The following is an 11,692-nucleotide window of genomic DNA, read 5'->3' as shown; positions in this document are numbered from 1 at the left end:
CCCGCGCCCCCTCCCGCGCAGGAGCCTCGCTGGAAGCCGGACATGAAGCTGGCTGACGCCCACAACGCCCACTCCACCAACACCCGCGGCGACTTCAACAAAGCCGCCAAGGGGGACTACAACTGGATGGAGGGCGACGTCAGCATGGAAATCAATGACAAGGGTCGCATCGAAATGCGGCACGACCCCATCCATGAGAAGGGCGACAACCTCACCCTCACGGAATGGCTGAACAAGGGGAAGGAGCTGGGGGTCGGCCTCAAGCTGGACGTGAAGGATGCCGAGGCCTTCAACAATGGGTTCCTGAACGAAGTCCGCGCGTCGGGCGTTCCAGACCATCAGCTCATGTTCAACTACGGCTTCCAAAAGGCAGCCGACCATGGGGTTGAGACGCGGGCGATGTTCCCCGGAGCCACCATCGCCATCAACCCTCCCTCCCCCGACAAGGTCCCAGCGGGGTCCGACCCGATCTCCGAAATGGTGAAGATGGTCGAGACTGGCGGCGTCACACAGCCTGTCACCTTCGTCTTCGAGTACGGCAAGCACCCCACGAATCCAGACGACATCAAACGCTTGCAGGACCTGGGGCCCATCTCTGTCTGGAGAGGCGCGACGCTCACCGGCATGAGCACCGAGGATGCCACCAAACACCTGAAGGAAAAGCTGGGCTACACCGGCATGATCGACCTCAAGGAGACCGCCATGAACGACCCCGGGGGCGCCATCACGGATACCGTCGACAAGGGGTTGAACTACGCGGTGGATTTCGCCAAGGAGCCGGGCAAGTACCTGAAGAAGCTCTTCTGAGACGTGCGCGAGCCCCGCTTCATCCAGGGCCCACCCTCAACGCGGGGAGCACCCCACCCGCTGCCCACCGACGGCCAGGTCGTCGAGCCACCAGTCGGTGGGCACGGAGAGCCCCTGGTAGAGGAAGACGCCCGTCTCCAGCACCGTGAAGCTCCGGGCCTTCTCCCGCTTCGGAGGCGTGTCCGTGGGCGGGTCGGAGAAGACGAACTTCCGGGGCCAGGCCAGCTCCACGCCGTCGAGCCAGACACGCGGCTCGGCGGCCTCCGGGGCCTCCCCGTTCGCCGCGTCGAAGAGCCACTCCAGACACACCCACCGGTCCAGCACGAGCGGCGTGTCGGAGACCTGCACCCACTCCGGAAAGCCGGGCGGCTCCGGCGGATGCCAGAGGGCCATGTATTTCTCCTGGTACGTCGCCACCTCGTACCAGTCGAGCGCCTGGAACGCGCCGTCATCACTCCCGGGCCGGGGATAGCGCGCGTTGAAGAGTCCCGCGTGTGAGGCTGGACGCGCGGGCGTCGTGTAGACGAAGACGCGCCCCCAGAGCACGGGGCCGAAGTCCCCGGGCAGCTCGAAGCGCACCGTCTTCTTCGGTCCCCCCTGCTCGCCCTCCCGGCCTCCCACCAACTGGCTGGCATGCAGCGCATACCTGCCGCCATGGGCCCGGGTGTCATCCACGACGAGCCGCCCGCTGAACTCGTCACGGTGCGGTGTCCAACCCGCGGGCAGCCGCCCCTCCTCGAAGTCCCAGCACAGCGTCTCCCCCGCCGAGCACCTCGGGGACGACTGCCGGTGGGCACACGCGAGGCAAAGGACAACCAAGGCCAGTCCGACACTCCAAGGGGCGGCGATTCGGGCGCGCAAGCGGGAGTCCTCGTCAAAGGCTCCAATCTCGCACGCCCGAGCAGGGCTGTCCCGCCGACCTCCCTCAGACCCAGATTTGACTGTTGCCGATCTCCGCCTTCTGGAGCGCCTCGAAGGAGGGATAGGCCTTCGCCGCGTCATGGTTGTAGCTGTCGTAGCTGGACCAGACGCCGTTCTCCTGGCGCACGGTGAAGAAGTGGCCGCGGGTGGTGTCCGCAATCACACCCACGCCCCGCTTCTTGAGCGTGTCCGCGTCACTCTGGGCCAGGCCATACAACCCCAGGACGGAGGGGTCATTGCCATCCATCACCATCTCCTGGGCCTCCTTGTTCGGCAGGCCGAGCGCCGTCTCGTAGTGCTGCGTCGCCTTCTGGATGAACTCGTCCCGCGTCAGCCCGCCATTGGTGAAGTGGTACAGCGCATAGAAACCACAGAGCTTGGAGTCGGGAGGCGTCTTCGGCTGCTTCAGGAACTTGTAGGGCACGGTGCACCAGGGTGGTTGGAGAGCGTGAGACCGGAAGCCCCGGCCGCACATCCCCGAGACGACACGCCCCCGGGGCTTGTGACACGTCCGCCACGTGCGAGGTGTAGCGGGAAACTTCACAAAACCACCCCGTGAGTAACCCATCCCGCCACGCCGTGTCCCCGCAACCGCCTGAATGACTTGCAAGCCCGCAATGGCTTGCTTCCTGCTCACAAACCGCCCGCCACGTCGACGCCCCGCCAATCCCTCTCCGACATGACGTGGAAACCCCGTAGGAGAAAACCACTACATGTCAAAGTCAAACACGCTCCGCCCACGAGCCATGTCCTGGCTCGGCGCGGCAATGCTCTGTCTCTTCATGTCTTCCCAGGTCGCCTCGGCCGCCAGGGTTCCCGCCCCGGTTCCTCCGAAAGAGCCGCCCCAGGTCGACCCGTGCGAGTGCGGCCCCCTGGACGTGGTCTTCGCCATCGACGACACGGGCAGCATGGGCGGCTCGTTGACCGCCCTCCAGGCGAACTTCTCCAACCTGTTGACGCAAATCCAGACGTCGTCCAACGGCGACTACCGGCTGGGCCTGGTCACCTTCCAGGACGACGTCACCGTGCGCGTGGACCTGGGCGCGGGCAACGACACCCAGATGCAGGCGCAGATCGCCAGCCTGACCGCGAACGGCGGGTGGAACCTGCCGGAGGCGTCCGACGAGGCGCTCAACACCGTCATCCACAACATCGCCTTCCGCCCGAACCAGAACGGCGCCTTCACGGGCTACTGGCGCACGGGGGCCCGCCGGGTCGTCGTCCTCATCACCGACAACCTGCCCGGCGGCTTCAATGACTCGTACACGAGCAACGCCCTGGCCAGCCTCCAGGCGCAGGAGGCCTACAACGAGGGCATCCGGATTCACGCCGTCTACGTCCCCACGGGCGGCACGCCCGACCCGACGGTGGTGGGCATCATGCAGAACTACGCCACCGTCTCCCAGGGGGCCTACCGGCTGACGGCGCCCAGCGGCGCGGACGTGCCCCAGGCCGTGCAGGACTTCCTGAGCGACTGCCGCACCCCGTCCGACGTCTTCATCCGCGACACGCCGGCCGACAACGGCTGGGAGCCCAGCTCCGGCGCCATCTGGACGAGCCCCGACATCAAGGTGTGCAACAACGTCAACGGCTGCGCCAGCTCCACCAACCCCGTGTTCGGCACGCCCAACAACTACGTCTTCGTCACCCTGCGCAACTACGGCCCGCTGCGCCCCACCGGCCCCATTGGTGGCTCGCTGCACCTGTACTACCTGGCGTCGGGCGGCAACTCCTCCTGGGGCTCCACGAGCTGGAGGCGCATCCAGACCCAACACAACATCTTCCTGGACGCGGGCGAGACGCGTGACATCCGCATCCAGTGGGCCAACGTCCCCCTGCCCGGCCACTACTGCCTGCTGGCGCGGTGGGTGTCCGACGGCGACCCGATGAGCTACCCGGAAATCATCGGCTCCGACACCGTCACCAACACCCAGCTCAACAACAACATCGCCTGGCGCAACGTGGACGTGGTCCGGATGCTGCCCGGCGGCACGGGCACCACCACGTATGACGTGCGCCCCACGGTGGGCCATGCGACGACGCTCTTCATCCGTCCCGAGGCAGAGCCGTTCCCGGGCCGCGTGACGCTGACGCTGACGGACCGGCTGTTCGCGGCCTGGGAGGCCGCGGGCGGCGAGGCCGAGGGCCTGGAGGGTGTCGAAGGCACGACGCTGTTCTTCGGCGGCCACGGCGGCGCGCTGGGCCTCCACACCGACAAGGAGATGGATGAGCGCATCCACGTGAACTTCCTGTCGGACGGGCCCGAGGGCTTCTTCCCGATGAACATCTTCGAGAGGGATGACCGGAAGGACCCCATCGGTGGCGTGAGGTACGAGGTCAACGTCATCTCGCCGGATACGGAGCCGGTCGCCGTGGAGCTCGCGGTGCGCGGCGTCGACGGCAAGTACACGGAGCTGACGTGGCCGCACACCGTGCACCACAAGCACTACGTCGTCTACCGGAGCGAGAACCCCGAGGCGGGCGACATGGAGGCCATTGGTGAGGTCGCCGCCAGCGAGGACCTCTCCGAAACGACCGCGGTGCGCTTCGTCGACGCCTCCGACGCGACTCGCCACTTCTTCTACGCGGTGGAGAGCCACACCGACGGCAACAAGACGCTCAGTGGCTGGGTGACGCTGGGGGCGCCTCCCAACCGGTAACACGCGCGGCACCCCTCCTTCCCGGGCGAAACGTGCCCGGGAAGGAGGACGTCGTCGTCAGATGGTCGGCTGGGCGATCTTCACGTCGCTCTTGTCGAAGTGGTCGAACGCCTTCGTCATGCCCCACGCGCCCAGGCCAATCGCCAGTCCCACGGCGGCTCCCGCGGGCCCGCCCCAGGCTCCCGCCGCGGCGCCGGCCGCCAGGTAGCCACCCACCGCCGCGGTCGCCGTCGTCACGCCGCTGGCGACCGCCCAGCCATTGCCCTTCTGGATGCCGTCGTAGGCCTGCATGCCGCCACTCAGGACGCCCAGCCCCGCGGTGAGCTTCGCGAGCCCGTTCAGGCTCTTGGCTGCCTGCATGGGCGTCAGGCGCTGTCCCGCGGTGATGACGCCTCCGTCCAGCGTCAGGCCACTGCCCGCGCCACGAAGCGCGGTGGTGACGGCGCTGCCACCCGACACGACGCCGATGGTGCCCGTCACGAGCGCCACCCCGTCCTTCGCCGCGCCAAGGTAGTTGCCCTGGCTGAAGTCCCGCATGAACAGGGGCCCCGCCTTGGCCAGAATCTCAGCGCTGCCGGCCAGGCCGGCAATCCCGCTCGCTCCGCCCACCAGGCGTGCCTTGGGGTCCAGGCTGAGCGACGGCTGGCCATTGAGCGCGGGCGTGAGCGCCTCCTTCAGGCGGAGCATGCCCACGGAGTTGGCTGAGACCGCCGCCTTCACCTCCTTCAAGTCGTTGCGCTCCACCTTGTCCGGGTTCAACGCCCGGTTGGGAGACATCGCGAGCGCCAGCTCATTGAAGTCCCTGACCTGTTGCGACAGGCCATCCACCGCCGCCCCGCCCAGCGACGCCTGCCCCTTGGGCAGCGCCTTGAGCGCGTCGACCGAGTCGACCTTCTCGCCATTGACGGTCAGCGTCTGTCCTTCGGGGGTGATGGAGTGCTGGGCCGTCCCGTCGGCGTTGGTGATTTTGTTGGAGGCGCGGATGAGCTCCGGTCCCGTCTTCGTGTCGACGGACACCTGCTCCTGCTCCTGGGTGCTCTTGGGGCCGTCCTTGGGCTTCAGGCTGGATGTGGTGCGCTCGTGGATCTCCACCTCGCCCTGGGCGTTGCGCTTCTCCTCGCGCGAGTAGTCCTGCACCGCGCGCGCGCCCGTCTCGTCCGTCTGGTCCAGGTGCGATGCGACGACCCTGTCCTTGTCGTCGAACGTCCGCGTCAGCTCGCTGCGAGCCTCGACGGCGGGGCCGTCCTTGGGCTGCGTGGAGGTGGTGCTCGATTCGGTGGTCTGGAGCCGGCCCTTGTCGTCCCGCTTCTCGGTGAGCGCGTAGTCGCGCACCGTGCGCGTCCCGTCCGCCTCCGTCTGGTCCGAGTGCGCCGAGGCCAGCCGCCCCTTCCCGTCAAACGTGCGCTTCGTGTCGCCCTTCACGCTGACCGGGTCCCCGTCCGGGTTCTTCGGGTCGGGCACCCGGCCCTCGGTGGTCTCCGTGACGGTGTTGCCGTCCAACTTCTTGCGGGTGGTGACGGAGAGGTCTTCCTTGCCCTCGATGAACGTCTGGGTGTTCAGCTCGCCGGGATTGCTCGTCTGGAGCGTCCAGCTCTTGGGCGAGCCGTTCTCCTTCTCCGCCCGGTACTCCACGTCCCCCGCGGCGTCGTAGAAGCCGCTGTCGTACGAGCTCTCGCCAGGCTTCTTCTCCGGCCGGTCCAAGACCTTGCTCTCGCTCGCGGTGACGCGGGCGTTGTCCTGGGAGTACGACGTGCCGAAGGTGTAGCTGGCCTTGGCGGGCTTGCCGTCGGGGTCCTTGGCCCCCTCGGGCGGGATGTGGACCGTCTTGGTGTCCACCTTGTCCAGGGGGCGGTCGTCGTCGAACTTGCCCTTGAGCTGGTCGTTCAGCCCCTTCTCGTCATCCTGGGTGCCGAAGGTCCGGGTCGTCTGGGTGGTGCCGTTCTTCGCATCCTCCGTGACGGTCTTCTCGACCAGGCGCTTGTCCCCGTCGACCGACAGCTCGCGGGACTCGAAGGATGCCTTGGGGTCGGCGCTCCTGCGCTTCTCCACGTCACGCAAGCTGGAGACCTTCGACGCCGCGTCGACGTCCTTGTCCGTCCAGGCGGCGCGGGTGTTCGTCAGCGTGCCCATCTTGTGGTGGTCCTCCAGCGTCTCCGCCTCCACCGTGCCCTTCGCCCGGTCGAACTTCTGCGACGTGACGTACGTCATGTCGTCGCGGTCGCCAAACCGCGTCCGCTCGGTGACCTGCCCCTTGTCATCCTTCGTCACGAGCGTGGTGCCATACCCGTCCCGGCTCTCGATGGAGACTCCGGGCGGCAGCTTCTCCGGCTGCTGGGCCAGCTTCTCCAGCGCCTGGGTCCGAGCCTTCAGGTCCTTCTGGGTCTGCGACATCCCCTTCTGAAGACCGGCCTTCTCCTCGGCCACCGTCTGGAGGTCCACCTCCTTGCGCAGCGCCGTATCGAGGGGTGACTCCGCCGCCGCCTTCTTCAGCTCGGGGCTGGCCTGCGTAATGGCGTCGGCCTTGTCGAATTGGGCGGAGGCCCGAAGCTCGCGGGCCATCGTCGCGCCCAGCGCCAGGGTGTTGGCATCCTTGCCCTGGGACTTGAGGCCTTCGATGACGGTCGCCTGGTCCTTCTGCGCGTTGAGCTTGTCGACAATCGGCTTGCGGCCCTCGGGCCCCGCCAGCGCCGCGCTGTCGGCCAGGCTCTTCACCATGGCATTGCGGTCCTCCGCGGGCGTCTTCTTGTCACCCACCGCGTCCGCGGCCTTCTGCACCTGCGGCGCGGACTCGCTCACCAGGGCCTTGCGGTACGCGGGGTCCTGACCGAGCGCGAGCTGACGCTTGAGTTCCTCGGCGCCAGCGCGCGGGCTCTTGGAGGAGGCGTCCGCGACGCGTCTGGCATCGGAGGTCGCGGCTTCCTTCGAGGAGACGACGGACTTCGTCCCGAACAACTTCTCCTGGTCCTTGGCGGACAGGCTGCCCGCGTCGAAGACATCCTTCTGCCGGTCCGCGAGGGCGTACGGCTTGGGCAGCTTCTCCTTCTCCGCGGCGTCGTTCGCCTCCTTCTCCGCGGCGAGCGCCTTGTTGGCCGCGGCGAGGGCCTCGCGCTTGTCCTTGGCGGCGATTTCGTTCGCCGTCTTCGAGGCCTTGTCCGCCTTGTCGAGGTCCTTGGACGCCGTCTCAACCTTCTTCTGGGCCGTGTCCTTCGCGCCGGGAGAGAGCGCGACGGCGCGCTCCTTGTCCGCCTTGTCCAGCCGGGAGCCGGCGTCGCCGCGCGTCTTGCGCGCCTCCGTCGCCTTCTTCTCCGACGCGTGCGCCTTTTGCAGCGTGCGTTTGGCCTCCGTGCGCGCCTTCTCCGCCTTCTTCTTCGCCTGCGCGGCCGTGACCTTGGGAGCCTTCGGCTTCGGCTTGGGCTGCTCTACGGGCTTGCGGACCTTCGTGGGCAGCTCTCTTGGAATGGCCATGACAACCTCCTGGGGGATGGGGGAGGCGCGGGAGAACGGCGAGGAGCCCGGCACATTGCCAGCCCGCGCTTCAACATTGTCGGAATGTGAGACAGCGAGTTTCGCGACAGGATTTAATGCCTGTTTTCACCGCAAAACCCTTGCGTCGCATGAGACATGAAACACATACAGCGACCGTCACACGCCGCGAGGGTCGGCGCATGGGTCGCGTGACAGGTCATTCAGGTCGCAGGTGTCGCCCGACAGCAGACGTTTCGGACAGGGTGCGGCTCGCACTCCGGCTTCATCAGGGAGACACACCTACCGCCCAGGTGGCGCACTGCATTCGACGCTTCGCGTTCGCGACCTGGAAATGAAGAAAGAATGCGCCACCGCGCCTGGGCGAGTGTCGCCCGGCGCGATGCCTTCAGTGCCACGACCTCAGGGGAGAGGCCCCCGCCCCGGGCACGGGGCTGGACCGAGCCTCAACCGACGGCGGGCTTCTCCAGCACGAGGCCGAAGTGGGTGTAACAGGTCGGGTGCAGCTCGAGGATGTTCTCGAAGTGGATGACGCGGGACGTGAGCCCCGCGGCGTGAGCGGGGTCCAGGACGCGCTCCTTCAGCGTGTCCACGCCATAGAAGCGCCCGTGCCGCTCTCCCCAGCCCGGGAAGAGGTGGATGACGGGCTCGGCCTCGCGGCGGATGTCATAACCCCACGCGGGGTCACACATCGTGAAGGCATACTCGCCCAGGTACAGCGGGACGATGCAGACCCGGCCACCGGGCCGCAGCACCCGCGCCGCCTCCCGGATGAAGCCCGTGTCCGCGTTCCCCTCGAAGTGCTCGAAGGAGCAGTGCAGCGTCATCGCATCCACGGAGGCATTGCCCAGCGGCAGCTCCGCGGCCGAGCCACCAATCTCATGACCGTTGATGCCGGGCGGAAACACCAGGTCCTGGACGAACACGTTGCGCGTCTTCGCCAGGGCGCGGATGACCTCCAGGTAGGGGCTGTTCAGCGTGGAGGCGATGTCGACGTAGACGGCGTCCTCGCGCGACAGCAGCGGCGCCAGTTGCGTCCAGGAGTAGTGGTACTGCGAACGCTTCTCCCAGTAGGGCTGGAGCGAGCAGTAGTGCCGGAGCACGGGGCTGCCCGCCTGCAGCTCGTTCCAGAAGCGGTCCAGCCCTGCCACGTCGAAGCGGAACGTCTCGTAGGGGATGCCCGCCTGCCGCAGCGGCTCCGGGCTCTTGAGCTGGGGGCCCGGCCCATAGCGGCCGAAGCCGGTGAGGCTGAGCAGCTTCGAGAGGGGCTGGGAGGCCTGATGGGCGGCCCGGTGTCGGAGGCTCTTCTTCACGCGGGTCAGCAGGTTCAAGCGGGGCTCCACGGGGCCTGGGGAGCGCGCATTCTCGGAGCCCCCTCCAGGCGAGTCAACGCGCCCCACGCCCGCCTCCCCGCCCGCTCGACAGCTGACGGGGCGTGGAGGCGGAAGGGGACGGACTCAATAGGGCCAGAAGCGCGCCACGAACGGGGTCTCCACGGACTGTCCCGGCGCGGTGTGCAGGCCCGCCACCCGGAAGAAGCCCTCCGCGTCGAGCCGCGCGACGAGAGGCCGCTCGCTTCCGGGCAGGTCCGAGTGGTGCGAGCGCAGCACCGTCAGCCCGTTCGCGGAGACATGGATGAGGCCCAGGCCCGGCGCGCCCGACTCGTCCCGGTACACCGTGGACAGCGCGATGTCGCCGCCCGGCAGCAGCCCCGTGCCCACGAGCACGTCCCTCGCCTGATTCTCCACCGTCACGAAGTAGCGGTAGCCCTGCGTGCCGAAGGAGGAGTCCACCGCGCCCGTGCCGCTGTCGATTCGCAGCAGCCCCGCGCCGGTGCCGGCCCCTTCCCCACTGAACACGGCGCGAGTCCCCACCAGCACCTTGCCACCCTCCAGGAGGTGCAGCGTCCGGGGCGTGAGCCTGGGGGTGACATAGGCAGGAGGGCTGTAGCTGAAGGCGCGGTCCCGCTCACCGTTGACCTGATAGCGCCGCAGCGACAGGCCATGGTTGTGAGACGCCGTCGTGCCCGCAAGCAGGAGCGAGTCGTCCGCGAGCGCGATGACCCCCAGCCCCTCGTCGTCCTCGCCGACGTCCTCCCAGGCGAGTCCGTCCGCGCTGAACGAGGTGTCGAGTTGGCCCGTCGGCAGCAGTCGCACGAGGACCTGGTCCCGGTCCGTGTTCTGCACGGTCCCCGCGCCCACCACGCGGCCCCGGGAGTCCACGGTGAGGGCATGCAGCGTGGCGTTGCCCGCGGAGAGCTGGAAGGTCCTCACCCCCGTCGTCCCGAAGGTGGTGTCCAGCGCGCCCGTGTCGGTGAGCCGCACGAGCAGCAGGCTCTGGTAGTTGCGCGCCGTGCAGCTGTTGGTGTCCGCGATGGCGCCACCGGCGAGCACGACCCGCCCGTCCGAGAGCACGGTGACGGCGTCGACGTAGTCATCACCGTCACAGACGTCGATGACGCGTGTGCCCTGGGTGCCAAACGAGACATCGGGCGTTCCGTCCGGCAGCAGCCGCGCCACCAGCACGTCCCTCAGGCCCGCCGAGCCGGTGGAGCCCGCGAGAATCCACTTCCCGTCCGGCGTCACGGCCATGGCGTTGATGCTCACCGCGGACAGCCCCAGCGCGGGGAGCCCGAGCCCCTGTGAGCCAAACGAGACATCCAGCGCGGCCTGCCCCGGCTGGACCTCCAGCGTCACCGACACCTCGACACGCTCCCCCCGGCCCTCTCCCACCACCCGGATGGGGAAGCGCCCATAGGCCGCGGCCTCCTCCACGTGGAGCTCGAAACTGGCCAGGTTCTCCGCCCCCGGCACGGACAGCGTCAGCGCGTCCGCCAGGACGTGGGCGGGCAGCCCCTCCAGCGTGAGGGTGACGTCGCCGGTGAACGAGTCATCACGTCGCACCTGGACGCTGAAGCGCGTCGTGTTCCGCGGCGCGAAGCGCAGCGTCGGCTCGGAAGGCGGGAGCACGGTGAAGGCAGGCGCCGGCTCTCCACCGGCATCCGGAGCGGGCTCCTCGGTACCGGCGTCCGACGGTGGACCTCCCGCATCCGGGCGGGGCGTGCCCGCGTCTCCACCCGAGGAAGGGGGCGGCGGGCTTTCGTCCGATGAGCACCCCATGCCCGTGGCCCCCAGCGCCACCAGGGCGACCAGCAACGAGAGCCGGAGGCGGGAGGGTGCGCGCTGACACGGGACGGTGGTTCGTACGGACCCGGGGACCGAGACGGCGGAAGAGCGACATGCGGGGAGGTTCATGTCGGCGGCACACTAAAGAGCGGGGCTCCCCGTCGAAAGTGGCTTGTCGCATGAAACCACCCGGGGTGAAGACAGCCCGGGGTGGAGGGAGCCGGGAGACTCCCTCCACCCCGGTGTCCTCAACTGGAGTAAGACAAATCATTCTCTCCAGGTGAGGACTGATTGCTTTGGTAGCTGTTGGCACGCACCTGCCAGACCCCTCCCTGATTCGTGCCGAGCCACTGGGCAATCGTGGTGATGAGTGAAGCGTCGTGGACGTGCTTGTCCTGTTGCCAGCACACCCAGACTTCCTTCCCCGTGGTGGAGTTCTCGAACTTCTCTCGACAGTATTTCGGCATCGACTTCCTCCCGCGCGAATCGCATCCAGACCGCGCCTCCCATAACGGTCCGTAAGCAGGGCTCGTGACAGCCCTCGAGTGCTGGCGATTGACGTCCGCGGGACGTGTCACGCCACGCGCCCTCCGTTCGTTCTCAAGGCGCACCACCCACCGCGCTTTCGCGGTGCTCCCGAAGCGCCCCAGGAGGCGAAGCACGCCATGAGTCCTTCTACCCCGAGCGGCACGGACG

Annotated in this window: 8 protein-coding genes; 2 read left to right on the top strand and 6 right to left on the bottom strand. The window is 68.0% G+C overall.

All coding sequences use genetic code 11. The annotated features are described in order from the left end of the window. Positions 1 to 807 (top strand): FAM151A/B family protein (locus tag HR086_RS38800; protein WP_217442117.1); only part of this gene is annotated, 807 nt, incomplete at its 5' end. A gap of 36 nt (positions 808 to 843) precedes the next feature. Here HR086_RS38800 and HR086_RS38795 read toward each other — a convergent pair. Both HR086_RS38795 and HR086_RS38790 read right to left on the bottom strand, forming a co-directional pair. Next, positions 844 to 1,626: a hypothetical protein gene (locus tag HR086_RS38795; protein WP_254614166.1), complete on the bottom strand. Its 783-nt coding sequence runs from the start codon at positions 1,624 to 1,626 to the stop codon at positions 844 to 846. A gap of 106 nt (positions 1,627 to 1,732) precedes the next feature. Beyond that, positions 1,733 to 2,152 (bottom strand): hypothetical protein, encoded by a 420-nt coding sequence (locus HR086_RS38790; protein WP_174457787.1) that lies wholly within the window; start codon positions 2,150 to 2,152, stop codon positions 1,733 to 1,735. 289 nt (positions 2,153 to 2,441) lie between these two features. Here HR086_RS38790 and HR086_RS38785 point away from each other — a divergent pair, with 289 nt between their 5' ends. After that, on the top strand, positions 2,442 to 4,388 hold the full coding sequence (locus HR086_RS38785) for a vWA domain-containing protein (protein WP_174468135.1): 1,947 nt from the start codon (positions 2,442 to 2,444) through the stop codon (positions 4,386 to 4,388). A 57-nt stretch (positions 4,389 to 4,445) separates the two neighbouring features. Here the strand turns inward: HR086_RS38785 and HR086_RS38780 are convergent, their stop codons facing one another. The 4 genes from HR086_RS38780 to HR086_RS38765 form a co-directional block, all read right to left on the bottom strand. After that, positions 4,446 to 7,853 carry a hypothetical protein gene (locus tag HR086_RS38780; protein WP_174468134.1) on the bottom strand — a complete coding sequence of 1,136 codons (3,408 nt, stop codon included), beginning with the start codon at positions 7,851 to 7,853 and terminating at the stop codon, positions 4,446 to 4,448. 464 nt (positions 7,854 to 8,317) lie between these two features. After that, positions 8,318 to 9,202, bottom strand: coding sequence for a class I SAM-dependent methyltransferase (locus HR086_RS38775; protein WP_174468133.1), 885 nt, complete (start codon positions 9,200 to 9,202; stop codon positions 8,318 to 8,320). 126 nt (positions 9,203 to 9,328) lie between these two features. After that, positions 9,329 to 10,990 (bottom strand): delta-60 repeat domain-containing protein, encoded by a 1,662-nt coding sequence (locus HR086_RS38770; RefSeq protein ID WP_254626632.1) that lies wholly within the window; start codon positions 10,988 to 10,990, stop codon positions 9,329 to 9,331. A 254-nt stretch (positions 10,991 to 11,244) separates the two neighbouring features. Beyond that, positions 11,245 to 11,463, bottom strand: a complete 219-nt coding sequence (locus HR086_RS38765; RefSeq protein ID WP_174457792.1) for a hypothetical protein — start codon at positions 11,461 to 11,463, stop codon at positions 11,245 to 11,247. Positions 11,464 to 11,692: the final 229 nt, after the last annotated feature.

Origin of the sequence: Myxococcus sp. CA039A (assembly GCF_013336645.1) — a bacterium.
GTDB classification, from domain to species: Bacteria; Myxococcota; Myxococcia; order Myxococcales; family Myxococcaceae; genus Myxococcus; species Myxococcus llanfairpwllgwyngyllgogerychwyrndrobwllllantysiliogogogochensis.
The sequence above is the reverse complement of the archived record's forward strand: the minus strand, read 5'-3'. Positions and strand labels throughout refer to the sequence as shown.